The organism is Mesorhizobium sp. 1B3, assembly GCF_050958605.1.
In the GTDB taxonomy this organism is placed as follows: domain Bacteria; phylum Pseudomonadota; class Alphaproteobacteria; order Rhizobiales; family Rhizobiaceae.
In genome coordinates this window covers 602859-622148 of the sequence record NZ_JBJHDO010000001.1, presented here as the reverse complement: position 1 = coordinate 622148, position 19290 = coordinate 602859, and the positions used below count along the sequence as shown (strand labels likewise).

General features: G+C 62.7%; 17 protein-coding genes and 1 tRNA gene. 6 read left to right on the top strand and 12 right to left on the bottom strand.

What is annotated here, in order from left to right; all coding sequences use genetic code 11:
* The first annotated feature begins 48 nt into the window (after positions 1-48).
* From ACCO56_RS02900 to ACCO56_RS02890, 3 genes are all read left to right on the top strand, one after another.
* A complete protein-coding gene (locus ACCO56_RS02900; protein WP_433637430.1) occupies positions 49-1155 on the top strand; it encodes a YjgN family protein in 1107 nt (368 codons plus the stop codon).
* Positions 1145-2233 (top strand): M48 family metallopeptidase, encoded by a 1089-nt coding sequence (locus tag ACCO56_RS02895; RefSeq protein ID WP_433637427.1) that lies wholly within the window; start codon positions 1145-1147, stop codon positions 2231-2233. Before ACCO56_RS02900 ends, ACCO56_RS02895 begins: the two co-directional genes overlap by 11 nt.
* A gap of 99 nt (positions 2234-2332) precedes the next feature.
* The gene (locus ACCO56_RS02890) at positions 2333-3727 is read left to right on the top strand and encodes an MFS transporter (RefSeq protein WP_433637425.1); all 1395 of its coding nucleotides are present in this window, start codon (positions 2333-2335) and stop codon (positions 3725-3727) included.
* 42 nt (positions 3728-3769) lie between these two features.
* On the opposite strand, the gene ACCO56_RS02885 is transcribed toward ACCO56_RS02890, so the two are convergent.
* Together ACCO56_RS02885 and ACCO56_RS02880 are read right to left on the bottom strand one after the other, a co-directional pair.
* Entirely contained in the window at positions 3770-4474 is a 705-nt protein-coding gene (locus ACCO56_RS02885; RefSeq protein WP_433637424.1) for an RlmE family RNA methyltransferase, read from the bottom strand.
* The gene (locus tag ACCO56_RS02880; RefSeq protein ID WP_433637422.1) at positions 4471-5856 is read right to left on the bottom strand and encodes a Ppx/GppA phosphatase family protein; all 1386 of its coding nucleotides are present in this window, start codon (positions 5854-5856) and stop codon (positions 4471-4473) included. Before ACCO56_RS02880 ends, ACCO56_RS02885 begins: the two co-directional genes overlap by 4 nt.
* A gap of 288 nt (positions 5857-6144) precedes the next feature.
* Between ACCO56_RS02880 and ACCO56_RS02875 the strand changes: the two genes are divergently transcribed.
* The 3 genes from ACCO56_RS02875 to ACCO56_RS02865 all read left to right on the top strand — a co-directional run bounded on the left by ACCO56_RS02875 (position 6145) and on the right by ACCO56_RS02865 (position 8231).
* Positions 6145-7092 (top strand): lysylphosphatidylglycerol synthase domain-containing protein, encoded by a 948-nt coding sequence (locus ACCO56_RS02875; RefSeq protein ID WP_433637420.1) that lies wholly within the window; start codon positions 6145-6147, stop codon positions 7090-7092.
* 155 nt (positions 7093-7247) lie between these two features.
* A tRNA-Gln gene (locus ACCO56_RS02870) sits at positions 7248-7321 on the top strand.
* 502 nt (positions 7322-7823) lie between these two features.
* On the top strand, positions 7824-8231 hold the full coding sequence (locus tag ACCO56_RS02865) for a hypothetical protein (RefSeq protein WP_433637418.1): 408 nt from the start codon (positions 7824-7826) through the stop codon (positions 8229-8231).
* 160 nt (positions 8232-8391) lie between these two features.
* Here ACCO56_RS02865 and ACCO56_RS02860 read toward each other — a convergent pair whose 3' ends face one another.
* The 10 genes from ACCO56_RS02860 to ACCO56_RS02815 form a co-directional block, all read right to left on the bottom strand.
* Positions 8392-8652, bottom strand: a complete 261-nt coding sequence (locus tag ACCO56_RS02860; protein WP_433637415.1) for a DUF982 domain-containing protein — start codon at positions 8650-8652, stop codon at positions 8392-8394.
* A gap of 390 nt (positions 8653-9042) precedes the next feature.
* Positions 9043-9429 carry a hypothetical protein gene (locus ACCO56_RS02855; RefSeq protein WP_433637413.1) on the bottom strand — a complete coding sequence of 129 codons (387 nt, stop codon included), beginning with the start codon at positions 9427-9429 and terminating at the stop codon, positions 9043-9045.
* A gap of 88 nt (positions 9430-9517) precedes the next feature.
* A complete protein-coding gene (locus ACCO56_RS02850; protein WP_433637410.1) occupies positions 9518-11116 on the bottom strand; it encodes a GMC family oxidoreductase in 1599 nt (532 codons plus the stop codon).
* Positions 11117-11162: 46 nt separating this feature from the next.
* A complete protein-coding gene (locus ACCO56_RS02845; protein ID WP_433637408.1) occupies positions 11163-12389 on the bottom strand; it encodes a mandelate racemase/muconate lactonizing enzyme family protein in 1227 nt (408 codons plus the stop codon).
* Positions 12390-12485: 96 nt separating this feature from the next.
* Positions 12486-13919, bottom strand: a complete 1434-nt coding sequence (locus ACCO56_RS02840; RefSeq protein ID WP_433637405.1) for an aldehyde dehydrogenase family protein — start codon at positions 13917-13919, stop codon at positions 12486-12488.
* Positions 13920-13990: 71 nt separating this feature from the next.
* On the bottom strand, positions 13991-15049 hold the full coding sequence (locus ACCO56_RS02835; protein ID WP_433637404.1) for an ABC transporter ATP-binding protein: 1059 nt from the start codon (positions 15047-15049) through the stop codon (positions 13991-13993).
* 77 nt (positions 15050-15126) lie between these two features.
* Entirely contained in the window at positions 15127-15807 is a 681-nt protein-coding gene (locus ACCO56_RS02830) for a GntR family transcriptional regulator (RefSeq protein WP_433637402.1), read from the bottom strand.
* Positions 15808-15850: 43 nt separating this feature from the next.
* Positions 15851-16711: a carbohydrate ABC transporter permease gene (locus ACCO56_RS02825; RefSeq protein ID WP_433637400.1), complete on the bottom strand. Its 861-nt coding sequence runs from the start codon at positions 16709-16711 to the stop codon at positions 15851-15853.
* Positions 16708-17631, bottom strand: coding sequence for a carbohydrate ABC transporter permease (locus ACCO56_RS02820; RefSeq protein ID WP_433637398.1), 924 nt, complete (start codon positions 17629-17631; stop codon positions 16708-16710). The genes ACCO56_RS02825 and ACCO56_RS02820 overlap by 4 nt, the downstream gene beginning before the upstream one ends.
* 25 nt (positions 17632-17656) lie before the next feature.
* Complete coding sequence (locus tag ACCO56_RS02815) at positions 17657-18997, bottom strand: ABC transporter substrate-binding protein (protein WP_433637397.1); 1341 nt, start codon at positions 18995-18997, stop codon at positions 17657-17659.
* Between the last annotated feature and the right edge of the window lie 293 nt (positions 18998-19290).

Genomic DNA, 19290 nt, shown 5'->3' with positions numbered 1-19290 from the left:
CGGCAATGTTGCAAACGTCACAAGATACAACCTGAGTATCGGAAAAACATGAGCGAAATCGTACTCGATGCCCCATCGCGGACGGTGCCGTCACCTGTCGTGCGAGAGCACTTCACCTTCAACGGCTCGGCGAGCGAGTATTTCGGCATCTGGATCGTCAACGTTCTTTTGACGATCCTGACCCTCGGCATCTATTCGGCCTGGGCCAAGGTAAGGCGCCAGCGCTATTTCTATGGGAACACCGTTCTGGCCGGCGCCACCTTCGACTATCACGCCAGCCCCAAGCAGATCCTGTTCGGGCGCTTTATTGTCGTATTCCTTCTCATTCTCTACAATGTACTGACGACAGTCGCACCGCTTGCCGGTATCGTGGTCAGCCTGGGCTTCGTCTTCGCCATCCCCTGGTTCGTCATGCGCGGGCTGCGTTTCAGCGCCCGGGTCACGAGCTACCGGAATGTCCGCTTCGATTTCAACGGCGGCTATGGCAGAGCCTTGCTCGCCTATATAGTCGGGCCGATCCTGGCGTTTGTCTCGCTGGGCATCCTTGCACCTCTCGCCTCGTCCTGGATGTGGCGCTACACGCTGGGCAACGTACGTTACGGCGACAGGCCGGTGCGCTGCGAGCCCGCATTAGGCAAATTCTACGGCCAGTGGTGGCTGCCGGCTTTGCTGCTCGGCCTCGGCCTGGTGGCATTGGTGGTAGCGGTGCTTCTGGTTGCATTTGTCGATTGGCTTGCTACCACGGATACCGAATTTGCTGGAGCTCTTGCTGGAGCTATCATAGAGAGCATTTTCATATCATTGCTTCCCACCGCTCTGATCCTTGCCCTCATCCTCGTTGCAAGACTTGTCTATCAGGCAGGGATCCGAAACGTGGCGTTTAATGCCACGGTGATCGATGACCGACACCGGCTGGTCTCATCAATCCACCGCGGCCGTTTCACCTGGATCTCGGCTTCGAACCTCGCTGCTACGATTGCTACCCTCGGCCTTGCTCGCCCGTGGGCGGCGGTGCGCATGGCCAGGTACCTGGCCACGACGACGGCGCTGGACGCCGGTGGCTCGCTGGAAGATTATAGCAGCACGCTTGCCGATACCGGCTCGGCGGTGGGATCGGAATATATGGACATCGAGGGTTTCGATTTTGGCTTCTGACGGGCGGAGGCGCTTGCTTTCCGGACTCTGGCGCCCGCCCTTCTCCGGCCGCTCGACGACCGCGATCCTGTCCGTCGACGCAGCCGGAATCGCCGCCGCAATCGATCCGACCTCCAGGCAGAGGCTTGCCTCCGCTGATTTCGTAAAGGTTCAGGTTTCGGACCGCGTCGGCTCTATCCCCCGCAAGCTCACCTTTCCCGACGGAAGCGTATTCGAGACCGGCGACAACGACGCGGTCGACGCCCTGATCAGGTCACAGTCGAGCCGCTTTGCCGGGCTCATCCACCGACTCGAACGTTTCCGTCCGCGCCTCGTCCTGCTCGTGGCGCTGGTCATCGGCCTTTGTTTCGCAGTCTATCGCTTCGCCGTGCCTGCGCTCGTCGAAGCTGCGATCGTGCTCACTCCGCCTGTCGTGCCGAAGCTGATGAGCCGGAGCGTGATCGCCTCGCTCGACCAGGCGGTTCTTGCGCCTTCGGAGTTGCCGCCCGAACGGCAGGAACGATTGCTGCAGAAGTTCGCCGCACTCGCAGCCTTCGCGCCTCGCGGCGCCGCCGCGGTGGAAGGAAACAAACCCGCCGCCTACACTCTCAATTTCCGCAAGGGCGGCATGATCGGCCCGAATGCCTTCGCCTTGCCCGACGGCACCATCGTGCTCACCGACGAACTGGTGGCACTCTCCGACGGTGACGAAGCGATCCTCGGCGTGCTCGCTCACGAGATCGGACATGTCGACCATGAGCATAGTCTTCGCCAGCTTTACCGCGCGGCGGGTGCCTCGGCCCTCATCATGCTGATCGGCGGCGACATCGGATCGGGCACCGAAGACCTGCTCGTGCAGGGATCGGCGCTGCTCGCGCTCTCGCACTCACGCGAGGCGGAACGCGAGGCCGACCGTTTCAGCGTCGAACTGATGCACAAGGCCGGTCACGACCCTGCCGCCATAGGACGCTTCTTCGAACTCCTGCGCGACAAGCTCGACGACAAGGACGGCGGCGGTTTTCTCTCCACCCACCCGGCAACGCCCGAGCGTATAGAGGAAACCAAGCGCTACGTGGAGGAAATCGTGAAGGGCAAATGATGTAACCCACCTCGCCCAAACGTGACGGCAAATTCAGACGACAAGGTTTGCTTTTCATGTTAACCGCCGGCCTGTCCCTCTTCTGATCCGGCTACGGACGTGAACCGAACCCTCCCGCTCATCCTCGCGGTCGCGCTCTTCATGGAGCATATGGATTCAACGGTGATCGCCACCTCGTTGCCGGCGATCGCCGAGGATATGCAGACCAGTCCGGTGGCGCTAAAGCTCGCGCTCACGGCCTATCTCGTGTCGCTCGCGATCTTCATTCCGATCAGTTCCTGGATGGCGGACCGCTTCGGGGCAAAACGTGTCTTTCGCGGCGCAATCGCCGTCTTCATTGTCGGCTCGGTGTTCTGCGCCGTCTCCGGCTCGCTGACCGCCTTCGTGTTCTCACGTTTCCTGCAAGGTGTGGGCGGCGCCATGATGACGCCGGTTGCGCGTCTCGTGCTGGTGCGCTCGACGCCCAAGCGCGAGCTGGTATCGGCCATGGCCTGGCTCACCGTTCCAGCCCTTGTCGGCCCGATGGCCGGCCCACCCGTGGGTGGCTTCATCACCACCTTCTTCACATGGCACTGGATATTCCTCATCAACGTGCCCATCGGCCTGATCGGGATCGTTCTGGCCGGGAGAGTGCTGCCGGACATCGAGCCTGTGGGCGCGGCCCCGATCGACGCCATAGGCTTCTTCCTGTCGGCCATCGCAGCATCCGGCGTGGTTTTCGGCCTGTCCGTGGTCAGCCTGCCGGCCTTGCCGCCCTGGGTCGGCATGACCACGCTCGCCATCGGAACGATCGGCGGCATGGTCTACGTCATGCATGCGCGGCGCGCCACGAGCCCACTCCTCAATTTGAGGCTGTTCAAGGAGCCCGTATTCCGGGCCGCTATCACCGGCGGCTCGCTGTTCCGCATCGGCAACGGGGCGGTGCCATTTCTCCTGCCACTCATGTTGCAGCTCGGCTTCGGCCTCACCCCCTTCCAATCCGGCATGCTGACCTTCGTCTCCGCGATAGGGGCGATCGCCATGAAGTTCCTGGCGCCGCTCACCTTGCGCGCAGGCGGCTTTCGCACGGTACTGCTGTTTGCTGCGATATGCGGCAGCGCCTTCATCGCGGCAAACGGCTTCTTCACCCCGCAGACGCCACCCGCCGTGATCATGGTAGTGCTGCTCGGCGCCGGATTCCTGCGCTCGTTGTTCTTCACGTCAACCAATGCGCTGGTATTCGCCGACATCGAACCGAAGGAGGTGAGCCAGGCGACCGCTATTTCGGCCGTGGCACAGCAGATCAGCGTGGCGCTAGGCGTCGCGATCGCCGGCGGCATATTGGAGGCCTCCGCCTATTTCTCCGGTGGCGCGATAACGCTCTCCTCCTTCTCCACCGCCTTCCTGATCGTGGCCGCGATCACCGCGCTGTCGGTCGTGCCTTACATCGGCCTGGCTCGCGACGCCGGCAGCGCGGTCTCGGGGCATGGAAGGCAGAGTGCGCCGGGCGAGTAGCAAGCAAAGAACCCCGCGCTTTCCCGGGCGGCAAGCACTTTCCTACTCGCTATTTGCTCTTCCCTTGAAATCCTTCGCCAGCAGGAACAGTTCCACGGAAGCGTCGCGCGAAGCAGGCGGCTTGACGTGGTGGACGGAACGGAAGTTGCGCTTCAACATGTCGAGCAAACCGCCTTCCGTGCCGCCCTGGAAGGTTTTGGCCAGGAAGTGGCCGCCGGGCTTCAGCACGGAAACGGCGAAGTCGGCGGCGACCTCGCATAGATGCATGGTGCGCAGGTGGTCGGTACGGCGGTGGCCTGTCGTCGGAGCCGCCATGTCGGAAAGAACGATGTCGGGGTCGCCCCCAAGCGTGTGACGGAGCTTCTCGGGTGCTTCCTGGTCGAGGAAGTCCATCTTCAGGATTGCCGCCCCGGGCACCGGGTCCATCTCCAGATAATCGATCCCCACGACGCGCGGATCGGCCTCGGCCGACTTCACGCGTTCGGCCGCGACTTGAGACCAGCCCCCGGGGGCCGCTCCGAGATCTATGATGCGCATGCCCGGTTTGAGCAGCTTATATTTGTCGTCGATCTCGATCAGTTTGTAGGCCGCCCGCGACCTGTAGCCTTCGCTCTTCGAGCGCTGGACATAGGGATCGTTGAGATGCCGTTCGAGCCAGCGACGCGAGGATTCCTTCAGACCGCTCTTCTTCTTGACGCGCGTCCTCAGCACGCGCGTTGCTCCGGCTTTGGCTGGCTTCTTCGTCATGATCGATGCCTGTGCCCGTTCTGTCGCCAGACCCCGTCCTCTGCCATCAGCTCACTCAATATGCCCTCGCGCAGGCCGCGATCGGCGACGCGCAGGCGCTCCGACGGCCAGACAGCGCGGATCGCTTCCAGGATGGCGCAGCCTGCAAGGACAAGATCGGCCCGGTCAGCCCCGATGCAGGGATTGGCCACGCGCTGGCGGAAGTCCCAGGAGAGAAGCCGCTCGATCATGGCGTTGACACTGGCGCCGTCCATCCACAACCCGTCGACACGCCGGCGATCGTAACGTTCGAGTCCAAGGTGCACCCCTGCCAAAGTCGTGACCGTGCCCGATGTGCCGAGCAGGTGGAACCTGGCCCCATTGGCGAGATGACCAAGTCGGTCGCGGCCCTCGAATTTCCTCAGAAGCCCGGTCACATCGTCGACCATCGCCTGGAAAGTTGCTCGCGAGACATGTCTCCCGCCGAAGCGCTCGGCCAGCGAGACCACGCCCACGGGCAATGAGGTCCATGACACGATGTGGTTGGCGAGTCGGGACGAACGGCGGCCCGACACGTCGATCAGCGCAATCTCGGAGGAGCCGCCCCCGATGTCGAACAGCACAACGCCTTGCGTCTCCTCCTCGATCAGCGAGCCGCAGCCGGACACGGCGAGCCGAGCCTCCGTCTGGCGGTCGATGATCTCGAGGGAGAGCCCTGTCTGCGCCTCGACCCGCTCCAGAAAGGCCGCCCCGTTCTCGGCCGAACGGCAAGCTTCAGTCGCAATCAGCCGGGCTCGGCGGATCGTGCGGTTGCTCAGCTTGTCGCCGCAAACCTTAAGCGCCTCCACGGCGCGATCCATGGCCGCGTCGGCAAGACGGCCGCTGACGGAAAGCCCCTCGCCCAGGCGAACGATGCGCGAGAAGGCATCGATCACACGGAACTGCCCGGGCCGTCCGGGTACGGCCACCAGCAGCCGGCAATTGTTCGTGCCGAGGTCGAGCGCGGCAAAAACGGGCTGGTCTTGGAAGGGCGGGCGGCTGCCGCTTCTTTTGGCAGGCGGCGAACCCAGCCGAATCTCGCGAGCCGGCGGCGCGGGCGGGTTCGCTGGCTCCTGCGGTGCCGACGCTGGCTGGCGCCCGTCGCGGGCGAAAACTTTTCGCCCGCGCCTGCGCTTCCGGCGCTTCTTCGGTTTGGGCTGCTGGTGCGCGACGCCGTGGTCTGCCCGGCCATTGCCGAGCCATGTTCCCGCCGCCCGTTCGAAAATCCGGTCGGCAGATGAACTCCCGGCGCGTCGCGCCGAAAGATCCCGCGACACCTCGTCACCCGGCGGCTCGGCGCCGATCTCGGGGTCTTTCACCGTTTTTCCTTCATGCGCGGCGCGAACCAAGAGGACGCTGCACACGCTTAGATTTTTCTAGTTGAGGTCAAGATAGCAGTGCAGCGCGCGTTCACCAAGTCCCGGGCTGGAGGAAAATGTCCTTGTTCCCAAACGCTTGTTTCCCGACACCATGCCTGACGCAAGGAAGGCACAATGCTGCGCCAGGATAGTTTGCGCGGTGAATCGACGAAGCGTTGAAGCCGATCAACACAACGTCAGACGGAAGTGGGTTTCCTTGGCCGATTAATCGCTTTATCGAAACATTAGGCAACGCTTTAACAATCAGGCAACCCAGGGGAGACAGCCCAACGGATGAAGTGGAAGGATTATGTTTGGCCCGTGATCGGGCTGGCGGCGGTGGCGTTTTCGGGGTGGCTTCTTTACGGCGAGTTACGCGGCATCTCAGCGGAGGACGTCGTCGCTGGCTTTCAGGCCATTCCCGTCCATAGGTGGTTTCTGGCCGGCGCTGGCGCGATCGTGGCCTACGCGGCTCTCGCCGGCTACGACCACATCGCCCTCACCCATCTCGGGAAACGCGTCTCGTGGATTTTCGTGACCCTTTGTTCCTTCACGACCTACGCTCTCTCGCACAATATCGGCGGTTCCGTCGCATCCGGCGCAGTCATCCGCTACCGGGCTTACGCTACGCAGGGCCTCACGGGCCAGGATGTCGGCGTTCTCGTCGCTTTCTGCTGGTTCACCTTCATCCTGGCAACCGTGTTCCTCTTCGGCATCGTGCTCGTGCTGGAGCCTGGGCTGACTGATCGTTTCGTCGATCTCGAAGCCTTGCCGATCACACTTTCGTCAACGACCGGCTTCATCTGCCTTGCCCTGGTCGGGCTTTACGTGCTGGGAAGCTGGATCGGCTTCCGCCCCCTCAAGATCCGCGGCTTCCGCCTCGACTATCCGCGCCTGCCGATCGTCGCGCGCCAGCTCACCATCGGCCCGATCGAGTTGATCGGCGCGGCCTCGGTCATCTATTTCGCGCTGCCGGAAGCCGGCAATCCTGGCTTCCTCATTGTGCTCGGCGTCTTCATCGTCGCCTTCTCCGTAGCCTCTGCCACACATGCGCCGGGCGGCATCGGCGTCTTCGAGATCGTGGCGCTCGCCGGCTTCCCCGACATGGACAAAGTGTCGGTGCTGACGGCGTTGCTGGTCTTCCGCCTGTTCTATCTCATCGTTCCGCTGCTGCTGGCGCTGTTCGTGGTGGTGGGCTTCGAGCGCCGTCAGCTCGCCAGGCGACGACGACCGTTCGGCTAGACGGACAGTCCAAAAGGCACTCTTCCTCGGCGGATCGCCCACCCTCCATTTTCTCGACGGTTGAATGCGCAAGCGGGGTTGACTATTTTGAGGGCCTGCGCGATACGCAGGCCGCGCGTCGACATGACCGCCGCGGCGCGGCATCAGCCGCTTGCTGGGGAATAGGTTAACGGTAGACCAGCGGACTCTGACTCCGTTAGTCCTGGTTCGAATCCAGGTTCCCCAGCCAACCACTTTCTTCCTGAACGAAATCATCGTCCTCAAGAGCCGCGTGGAAGATCTGAAGGGCATGGCCAGATGGCCTAGCTTTCCCTGCCCTCGCTTGAAGGCCCACTTGAGGACGGCCGATCGCCATAAGCCCTGCAACGGGTCGAACAGTACAAGGAGGGGGAAATTGGCCCTCAAGTCGAGTTGAAACGGCAAACCGAACGAAGATCCGAGTGCCCGGTTTAGCTCTCTTCTAAGCAAATCTCCCGAAATGTGCATGGTTTCAAGGGACGACATGCGCCAGTTCAAGAACGACAGCGCGTCCCGTAGATCTTCATATGCGACGCGCTATAGGACGCGCTGTAGAGGGTCGTCTCTTCGCAGTGTGGTGACTTGAGCACGCAGATTATTCGCTTCTGGCGATTCAAAAAGAACCGGCCAGGAGAAGCTCTTGGCCGGCCCAAAAGAAGATGACGAATTTCCCGCCTGTCATCTCACGGGCACATCATCAACTGGGATGCAGGGTGACAATCTTTCGTAAGAACCGCACTTACATTTGCTATTTTGAAGTATCGGAAGAAATAAAATTTGTTGCCCTCAATCGGCCTCAGACAGATCGCGCTCTCTTGCGCCGGCTATTAAAAGCGCATCATGGAGCGACTCCTTCGCTGGAAATGGTCGCTGAACGCGGTATGGTTCGGCCGGCCAAGAACAAGGAAGAACACATGCCACTCACTGGGATCACGGACCCCGGCCAACTGGCCCTCCTGACAGCGGTTCTTGAGGATTACTGCCGAAAGCAAGGGATCAAACCCGAAACGGCAGAATGGTACGCCGCTGGCCGCCGCCTCATTACAATCCATTCCCAAGGAGCTGCCAGCCCAGGGGAAATGTTGGCGAAGCTAGAGCGGCAACAACACTCGGAGCCCTGAAGATCCACCCTCGCCGGAGCTCACGATAATCAGCCCTGCTCCATCGGCTGGCGAACGTCCTCCACACCGCGATGATCTGCCCGCAGAGAAGGATGAGGATGAACGCGCGTAACCGGTATAACGAACCTCCCTGCTCTGAATGGCTCACGACCTCGCCATGTCAGAGCGAACGATCGTATGTGAGCATATCCGCTTCGGCCGCGGCCGCGATGAACGCTTCCCGCGCCTTTTTGATCAGCCTGGGATTTCGCTTGTGATCCATGCATTGCAGCAGCGCTTGCTTAGCTGCATCGCGGCCAAAACCTCCGACCATGGACGGCCACTTTGAGGCCAGCAGTTCAGCGGCCTCGCGCGTGCCTGAAACAACGTACATGGCCGTCCCTATGATCACTGAGACGGGCTTATCGAACTGGTAATCCACCGAGGGAACTCCTCAACGACCTGCTCGTGATCAAACGCCGGACTCGATAGATGCGTTCCCGGCATTGTCACGAAATGTGCAGAGTGAGAACAACTCAGTGATCAAGCCACCCCTCGCCGGGCGCAAAAAGATCGAACCGCCTCGTCACATTCGCTGTCGGCCACACCGCATTTTTTTGCAGCGCGATAAATTTTTTGTGCGTTGCGGAATCACTTCGATCTTGGTATGTCCATATGCGTCGGCCATCTACTCCTCCCAGATGCGATGCCGACGCACCGAATGCGGCGCACCTCCTCCCGCGCGGCATTTGAGTTCAGAGCCCGCTGCCACCTCCTCCCGGCAGCGGGCTTTTTTTATTTGCGAAAGAAAGCCGCCAAGCTGCACTCATGCTCAGCTTGCGTCGCGGTACATCGCAGGGCGGTTGCGAACCGGGTCCAGCAAAGACCAGTCGCCTTGCTCGACGGAATACCCTCCGGGAAATGGTGGGCGTGGCTCAACTCCAATGGAACGGAGCACCCGCTCGTCGCGGTAATAGGAACGCGACACGACGGCTTCGACCACGGACAGCCCTCCGGGGCGGGATGCGCGCAACCTCGCCAGGAGTTCGGTTTGGTCGGCGATAGCGAGACTTTCGAGTGGGCGACCGGCTGCGTCCGCCACCGCGCGCAGCGTGCGGCGCAACTCCTCCCTGTCGCGTCCGATCGATTGCACCATGTCTTCGATGATCGCCTCGTCGTCCGCACCGGGAACCGCGAACTCGTCGCTCGCAGGAATCATGTGCCCGGCAATGCAACGGAGGCAATCGATCTCGGGAGGAGACAGGCCTGCGGGCTCTTCAGCTTCGGGCCGGCCGGAAATCTGCGAATCAGTCGAAGAGGTCATGGATACGGGTCTTGATCTGGTCGGCGATGTAGAGCGCCGTCGCCTGGATGGTCGATGTCGGGTTGACGCCGCCCGACGTGACGAACACGCTGCCGTCGACGATGAACAGGTTCTTCACATCGTGGGCGCGGCCCCACTCATTGACTACGGAGCGTTTCGGGTCCGTGCCCATGCGAGCCGTGCCCAGGAGATGCCAGCCTGCATAAGGCAAAGGCGAACGCGTGACGATGTCGTCGGCGCCGGCGGTCCGCAGGATTTCCGTGCCGCGGGCCACGGAGTGGTCGAGCATGCGCTGCGTGTTCTCGCCGATCCGATATGTGATCTTCGGCGCAGGAATCCCGTTGCCATCCTTCAAGTGCGGATCGAGCGTGACGCGGTTGATCTCCTCCGGCAGATCCTCGCAGATGGACACCATTCCCGCCTGATGGTCGAAAAGGCTTCGGAAGGCGGCATGGTGTCCGTCACCCCACGGCACGAGCCCATCCGCCATGCCGTTTATGGCGGTCATGACCGGCCCGAAGCCCCGCGTGAACTGGTAGCAATAGCCGCGCACGAACCCACGCGTGGCGTCGGTTTCGTAAAACTCCATGCTCCACATGAACACCCGCGAGCCGCGATAGCCGTCGAGCGGCTCATTGAACCGCCCGCGCACCAGCGCGTAGGGATGGAACATCAGGTTTCGCCCGACCTGCCCGCTGGAGTTCGCCAGCCCGTTCGGAAACTGCTCGGAAGCGGAGTTGAGCAGGATACGGGGCGTCCCGATTCCGTTGCAGGCCATGATGACGATCTCGGCCGGCTGGAAGACTTCCTGGCCGTCGGGGCCGAAGTACCAGGCGCCCGTCGCCATCCTGTCTTCGTTCGTCTCGATGCGGCTGACGCGGCAGTTGGTGCGCAGCTCGACGCGACTGCGCAATGCCTCCTGCCAGTAGGTGATATCGGTGCTAGCCTTGGCTCCCTGGGCGCAACCATGGCCGCAATGCCCCAGATTGATGCAGGGTGCCCGACCATCATATTCCCGCGACGTGATCGCGCTGTCGGATGGCCACCAGTGCCAGCCGAGCTCGTTCATCGCGCGGCCCATCATTTCGCCGGTTCGCCCCAGCGGCAGCGGAGGCATCACCGCCTCCTTCGGCGGATAGGCGGGGTCACCCGCCAGGCTGGCCACTCCCATCATCCGGTCGTTCAGCGCGTAGAAGGGCTCCAGGGTCCGATAGTCGATCGGCCAGTCGTCCGCCACGCCGTCGAGCGAGCGCACCCGGAAATCCGATGGGTGCATTCTCGGGAAATGGCCTGCATACAGCACCGTCCCGCCGCCCACGCCGTTGAAATTGGCGATCTTGATCGGCGAGTCGTCGTCGTTGATGGGATAGTCCGCCGCCAGCCCGCGCCTGTTCGGGCTGATTGCGTAATCTTCCGACTGCCTGCCCTCCCAATCGCGGCCCGTGGCCGGGTATTTGGAGGAATTCGGCCAGTCGCCTTGCTCGAGGCACAGGATGCGCATTCGCGTGTCGGCAAGGCTCCACGCGACGGCCGCCCCTGAGGCTCCGCCGCCGATGATCAGGACATCGACGGGCTCGTTCATTGGAAAGGCGCCTTTCATGCGATCGTCACGTCTGTGGGCTCGATGCTCAGACGGCGAGCCGCGGGGTCTGGGTCCGGTTGATCATCCCCGTCGATTTGAGCGGCGGATATTTCGCCAGCGCCGCCTCCACCGGCTCGGTGCCCCAGCCCGGGCGGTCGGGAAGGATGAGATAGCCGTCCTTGTATTCCGGCACATGGCTGAACACTTCCGTGTCCCAGGAAATGCGGTCGATGTCGGTCTCCATGATGCGCATGTTGGGTACGACGGCGCTGAAATGCGCGTTCATCATCGTGCAGAGATGGCCGTAGAAATTGTGCGGGGCGACATTGACCTCGTAGGCTTCCGCCGCGGCGGCGATCTTAAGCGATTGCCAGACGCCGTTCCACGGGGTGTCGATGATGGCGACGTCGATCGACTGATTCTCGAAATAGGGCAGGAACTGCTGCAGGCCGATCAACGTCTCGCAGGATGAGATGGGGTGCGGGCTGTTGGCGCGGATGTAAGCCAGCGCCTTGGGGTCGAGCGTGTCGAGCTCGATCCAGAAGAGATCGAGATCACGCGTTTCGCGCAGGATCTTGAGAAAGCCTTCGGTGCGGGCGTTGAAGTTCAAGTCGAGCAGGATGTCGATGTCGGGACCGGCCGCCTCGCGCATGATCTCCAGATGCCTGCGCAGGTTCTTGAGCGTGTGGCGCTCGACGTTGCGCGCCGGCTCGTGCGGGCGGCCGAAGCCAGGTGCCCAGGCCTCGATGCGGTCGTTCTCGTCATAATGGAAAATGTTGGTCTTGAGCGCGGTATATCCGGCCTCCCCGACATCCCTGGCGATCTGGCGCACGCCCTCCACGTCGACGATCCCGGGCGAGAAGTGCTCGGTGCGCATGCGATAGGCCACGCAGTGGGACCAGTAGACGCGGATCTTGTCGCGAACCTTGCCGCCGAGCAGCACATGGCACGGCACGTCGAGCGCCTTCGCCTTCGCATCGAGCAGCGCGTTCTCGATGGCGCCCAGCGCCTGGCCGACAACGCCTCCGAACGCGGGCCGCGTAACGTTGCGCAAATCCTCGCGGATATGCTCATGCAGCATTGCGCTCTGCCCGATGATTCTGTGGCTGATCTGGTTGATGACCGCGGTGACGCCGGGCGAACCGAAATTCTCGTCATACTCGCTCCAGCCGACGATGCCCTCCTCGGTGGTGATCTTGAGGAAATGATAGTTGCGGAAGGAATTGCTGCAGGACAGCGTCTTCACTTCGGCTACGATGGCTTTGTTTCTCATTGTCTTTCCCAGGCTATCTAAGGGTCTGTCCGCTTTTGCCGCACGTTCGAAGGCGGCCGGTTCGAATGGTTGCCGTGTGCAATGGATGTCTTGAGGCTATCCCCATCCGGAGATCGACTTGACATCGAGGAATTCCTCGATGCCCAACCGACCGCCTTCGCGTGCACGGCCCGAGGCCTTTACCCCGCCGAAGGGTGAACCGGCGCCGCGTGGCTGCCCGTTCATCTCGACCATGCCCGAGCGCAGCCTGCGCGCGAGGCGGTTGCGGCGAGCTCCATCCTGGCTCTGAACGTAGTTGGTGAGGCCATATGGAGTGTCGTTGGCGATCGAGATCGCCTCGTCCTCGTCGTCGAAGGGAATGATGGACAGGACCGGTCCGAAGATTTCCTCCCTTGCGATCGCCATGTCGTTCGACACGTCCGCGAATACGGTCGGCTGGACGAAATAGCCGCGGTTGAAACCGGCAGGGCGTCCGGGCCCGCCCGCGACGAGCCGCGCGCCTTCGGCGGTGCCTTTCTCGATCAGGCCCTGGATCCGTTCGAACTGGGCTGCGGAAACAACCGGCCCGATATGCGGCCCGGAGACTCCAGGAGCCCCGACCGGGATCGACCCCGCGACCTGCGCCGCCGTCTCCACCGAGCGTTCATAGATCGAGCGTTGGACGAGCATCCGCGAGGGAGCGTTGCAATTCTGGCCGCTGTTGACGAAGCATTGTCGAACGCCTCGCTCGACGGCCTTGTCGTCGGCATCGGCGAAAACGATGTTCGCGCCCTTGCCGCCCAATTCCAGCCCGACGCGCTTCAGGCTGTCGGCCGCCGCCTTGGTGATGGCGATGCCGGCGCGCGTCGATCCTGTAAAGCTCACCATGTCCACGTCGGGGTGCGTGACGAGCCGTTGCCCGGCTCCCGCACCGTTGCCATGAACGAGATTGAAGACGCCGTGAGGAATGCCCGCCGCATCGACGATCTCGGCAAAGACGGCCGCCGAGAGCGGCGCCATCTCGGACGGCTTGAGCACGACGGTGCAGCCCGCGAGCAAGGCCGCGGCGACCTTCAGGGTGATTTGGCTGATGGGCCAGTTCCAAGGCGTGATCAGCGCGGCCACCCCAACCGGTTCGAGCGCGATCCGGTCGTTGGGCGCATGCGCCCCCAGCGGTCTGACGAACTCGAAGGACTGCATGGCAGCCAGATAGTTCGCCATGTGGCGGGGTCCCGCGCCGGCCTGGGCCTGGCGCGCCAAGTCGATCGGCGCGCCCATCTCGCGCGAGATCGCCTGCGCCATGTCTTCCATCCGCTCCAGGTGGATGCTTCGCATGCGCTCGACGGCCGAGGCGCGCTCCTCCGGCGGGGTCATCGACCAGGATGGAAAGGCCTTCGAGGCGGCAGCCACCGCGGCATCCACATCCGCATCGCTACCGAGCGAGACGACGCCGAACGGTTCCTCCGTGGAGGCATCGACGAGCGTATGCTCGTGTTCCGACCGGGCGGCAACCCAACGGCCGCCGATGTAGAACTGGCGCAGTTCAAGCAATGCGATCTCTCCTGTTTACGAAGTTCGGCGCGAATCTGGCAGGGCCGCTGCCATTGCTCGGAGGCGTCCGATCAGGCCGGGTCCCGCCGCTTGCCGGTGCGGGTATCGAAAATATGGAGGTCGTTCGGTCTGACGGTCAGGCAGATCGTCTCACCCGGCTTCACCTCGGTCCGTCCCCTGACGAGGACGCGGACGATGTGCCCGCCCATCCGCGCGGTAATCTGCGTTTCCGAGCCCGTCGGTTCCACGACCGAAACGACAGCCGGCCAGCCCGTGTCCGCAAGATGCAGGTGCTCGGGGCGAAAGCCGATCGTTATCCGATCATTGCCGCCCGGCGCGACTGGCAGCGGCAGGGCGAGGCCGTCGTCCGCTATCAAGCGTCCGGCATCGTCAACCAACCCTTCCACGAAGTTCATCGGAGGCGAGCCGATGAAGGCCGCAACGAACAGGCTCCGCGGCTTGTCGTAAAGCTCGAGCGGCGGCCCCATCTGCTCGACCACGCCGCCATTCATGACGACGACGCGGTCGGCAAGCGTCATGGCTTCGATCTGGTCGTGCGTGACGTAGATCGTCGTCACCCCCAGCCGCTGGTGAAGTTCCTTCAGTTCCGAACGCATCTGCACGCGCAGCTTCGCATCGAGGTTCGACAGTGGCTCGTCGAACAGGAACACGTTCGGGTTGCGCACGATGGCGCGCCCCATGGCGACGCGCTGGCGCTGGCCACCCGAAAGGGCGCGCGGCTTCCGCTCCAGCAACTGCTCAAGGCCGAGTATGCGCGCAGCCTCCTTGACGCGGGTCTCGATCTCGGCACGCGGCGCGCGGCGCTGGCGCAACGCAAATCCCATATTCTCGCGCACGTTCATGTGGGGATAGAGCGCGTAATTCTGGAACACCATGGCGATGTCGCGATCCTTCGGCGCCACGTCGTTGACGACGCGGCTGCCGATGGCGATCTCCCCGTCCGAGATTTCCTCGAGGCCGGCCACCATGCGCAGAAGGGTCGACTTGCCGCATCCCGATGGGCCGACAAGCGCCACGAACTCCCCGTCGTCGATGTCTACGGAAACACCGTGGATCACTTCGATCTGTCCGTAGGATTTGCGGACATCCCTGATGCCAACCGTGCTCATTCCTTCGAAGCCTCTCCCTTGTCTGCCTGCCGGTTTCGGGACGCGAAGCCGGCAGGCGCCATTCAGTTACGGTGCGGTCAGACGGCGCTCTCAGCTCGAGAGGGCTCTCCGGACGCCAGCGTGCCGGCAAGCGTCTCATAGGCCGTTCGCTCATGCTGCTTGACCAGTGAAGCAGCCAGGTCGAATTGGCCGGCACGGATCGCGTCGCGGATCGCCTGATGCTCCTTCAGTGATTCGGCCATGCGCTGCGGCATGGCGGTAAAGCCGTAATGTCCCGAGGTCAGCGCGCTGAGACTGACGAGCATGCGTAGCGACCACTGCGAATGCGGCGTGTCGTAAAGCAGGATATGGAACTCGTGATTGAGCTGCGTGTAGCTCTGGATGTCCTGCGCCGCGACCGCCTCGGCGGACGCAGCCAGGTTGGCATCGATCTCGTCGAGACGCTTGGCTCCGTGGCTCGACGCGCCGAGTTCGATCGCGAGCGCTCCAATGAGCCCGCGCAAGGCGTAGATTTCGCGGAACTGTTCGCTCCCTGCGCTGGCCACGACCGCGCCGACATGCGTCTGCACATCGAGCCAGCCCTCGGCGGCGAGGCTTCGGATCGCCTCTCGGATCGGCGTCTCGCTGATGCCGAGTGCTTCGGAGACCTCGCGCGTCGTAATGCGATCGCCGGGCTTCACCGTCCTCGACAGGATCAGGCCCTCGATATGGCGCCGCGCGATGTCGGCTTTGGAAAGAAAGATGGGGGGCTGCGACATCAGACTGCCTGCCTCGAACCATCTTGGTGAACTGCCATGATCTTCATCCCTTTGTTGCGCCGTCGGCCAGCCCCTGAATGAGCCATTTCTGGACCAACAGAGCGAAGACCACCACTGGAATGACCGTGATCGTTCCGACAGCCGTAAGAGCGCCCCAATTCGCGCCGTTCACGGTGTCGCCGGCGATGCCGGCGATGGCGACCGGGATGGTGGAGGCGTTGCGATTGGTCAGCACCAGGGCGAAGAGCAACTCCTCCCAGGCCAGGATCATGCTGAAGATCAATGTGGAGAGCAGGCCTGGCAGCGAGATCGGCAAGATGATCTTGAAGAAGGCACCAAACCGGCTGCAGCCGTCGATCATGGCGGACTCTTCCAATTCCTTCGGCAGCGCCAGAAAGAAACCCCGCATCAGCCACATCACATAAGGGATGAGAAAGGTGCAGTAGGCCAGGATAAGCGTGATGTGCTTGTCGGTGACACCCAGGGAACGCGCCACGAGGAACATCGGTACCGCCAGCGCGATGGGCGGAACACCGCGGGAAAGCAGGATCAGCACGCCGATCGTCGCAGCTCCCCGCAGCTTGATACGCGCCAGCGCATAACCGGCCATCGCGCCCGCCGCGATCGAAAGCGCTCCCGAACCGGCCGCCACGATGATCGTGTTGATCAGGCGCCGGTTGATGTCGGCGCGCTGCATGTAGTTCAGATAGGTTTCGAGCGTGGGGGTGAAGAACAGCGTCGGCGGCATGGTGAAGATGTCCCGCTGGTCCTTGAACGAGCTCAGCACCATCCAGAAGACCGGAAACAGGAACACCAGGCAGGCGAAGACACCGGCAGCGATGCGCATGCGCTTGCCGAATTTCGACTTGCGGCGCAGCGGAGGCAGGACGGCGGTCGCGCTCAATGGAGTTCCTCCAGCTTGCGGGTGCCGCGCAGAAAGACGCCGGTGAGCACCATCGTCAGGACGAGCACGATGACGGCCATGGCAGCGGATTCGGCAAAGCGCAGCGATCGGAACGCTTCCTCGTAGATGAAGAGGTTGATGACGTTGGTTGCGCCGCCGGGTCCGCCATAGGTCGCGGCCAGGGCGATGTCGAACATCTTCACAGCACCCAGCCAGCGCACGACGAATGTCGCCGCGATGATCGGCAGGAGCAGGGGCAAGGTGATGGACCACAGCACCGACCACCAATTGGCACCGTCGATCTCGGCCGCCTCGAAGATGTCGCGCGGGAGAGCGAGCAGCGCGGCGGTCGCGATGAGAACCACGAAGGGTGTCCATCGCCAGGTGTCGATGATGACGATCGCGGCCATTGCAAGATTGGGATCACCGAACCAATCGAGCGCCTGGAAGCCGAACAGGCCGATGAACCAGTTCATGATACCCCAGAGCGGATCGAGGATCATGCGCCAGATACCGCCCGCCACGACAGGCGCCACAACCATCGGTATGATGAACAGCGCGCGCACGGCCCCGCGCCCGCGCCATTCGGCATTGATGAGGAAGGCGATGCCGAAGCCGAGAACGATCTGCAAGGGCAGCGCGAAGACGAGGTAGATCAGTGTCACCTTCATCGAGGACCAGAAGCGGTAGTCCTCGAGCACATGGACGTAGTTGTCCCAGCCCACCCATTCCACCGCACTGAAGGTCATGAGGTCGAAGCGGGAGAAGCTGATCTCGATGGTGTAGAAGATCGGGTAGGCGAGCATCGCGGCCAGGATGATTGCCGCAGGCGCCATGAACGCCCAGCGCGAGACTGCATCCGCCAGTTTCGCTCCCGCGCGAAGGCTCCTCCCGCTCCCCTTGCCTGCCGTCATCGTCATCGCGATGCCCTCCCCGAGCGACGCCTCAGTCGAGGACCTTCTCGATCTTCTCGGCGGCGACGTTGAGCGCCTCGGCAGCACTCACCTGCCCCGCCATGGCACGCGCGATCTCGTCGGCCAGGATCTGCTGAGCGGCATCGGAGCGCGGATGGCGGATACGCCACATCTGGCCCTTCTCGGCCGCGTCATAGGCCTGCTGAAGGGCGGTGAACACAGGCTTCAGCCAAGGCTCCGCGGGAGTGGAAGCGAGTGTGGACTTGCGCGCCGGGAATACGCCCAGATTGGCGGCATGCCATGCCTCACCCTCTTTCGAACTCAGCCACTGGATCACCGTCCAGGCGGCCTGCTGGTTCTCGCTTTTGGCGGACACCGTCCCGCTCCAAATGCCGCGATGGGCGCCCGCACCGGTGGAGCCGACGGGCATGACCTGCATGCCGACCTGCTCGGGCTTCAGCGTCGTGGTCTTCGCGTCGATCGCAGAGCCTTTATAGACACTGCCCCAGTTGAACATGGTGGCAACGAGGCCCTGCCGGAAGGCTTGGATCGATTCCGAAAAGCCGTGACTGACGGCGCCGGTCGGCGCGAATTCCAGAAGCTTCTTGTGCGTTTCGAGCGCGGCGACACCGGCCTCACCGTTGAAAGCGGGCTTGCCATTGTCGTCGAGCAGGCGGCCGCCATTCGAGTTCATGATCGTCTGCCAGATGGTCGGCGTCAGCGGCTCGCGAACGAAGTAGGTATCGACCGCCCATGCGTCGACCTTGCCATCGCCGTTGGTGTCCTGGACAAGCTTCGGCGCCTGTTCGAGATACTGATCCCAGGTGAGATCCGGCGTCGGAACCGGTACCCCAGCCTTCTCGTAGAGGGCCTTGTTCACGAACATCATCAGCATGTTCGAGCGCAGCGGCACACCATATTGCGCGCCCTTCCATTCCCCCGCGGCCAACGGCGCAGCGTTGAAGTCGGCCCAATCGTAACCAGCATCCGTCCATCCCGCGACTTCGGCGCTCTTCAGGTCAAGAAGAGCTCCGACCTCGGCCAATTGCGGCACCCACGGGTCATCGGCGATAATGATGTCATAGGTCGGGGACGGGCCAGTGGCGTCGAGCATGCTCTTGGCAAGCAATTCGACATACGGCACGCCGTCGATCGTGACCTTGATGTTGGGGTAGTACTTGTTGAACTCGGGCACCATCAGGGTCTGCCATTGATTGGCAAACGCCTCATTGGCGATCATCCGCACCTCGACCGGCTGGTCCGGCGTCCCGAGCCCGTTGTCTTGCGCATACGCGGCTGCCCCGGAGATCATCAGAGCTGATGCGGCCGCCATCAAGGCGCGCCGCGATATCGCTGCGTCGAATTTTACCATGCAGTCCTCCTTCGTGACCTCGAGCAGAATCCCCGCGAGGCCGTCTCTCTCCCATTCCACATTCTATATAATCCAGAATGCAGAAAGTGGGATAGGCGATGCGGAATCGGTTGTCAACCAAACGCCACGGCGTCTCCGTGGGAAATGAGCACGAATATGGCTTCGAAAAGCCAATCGGCGCGCTCCTCCGGCCGTTCCGGGTGACGAGTTCGCCGCTTGCCGGGCGTCGGGGCTGGCAGCATCACGCTCGCCGACGCAGTCTTTCGCCGATGAGCGCACCGCAAAAAAATGGC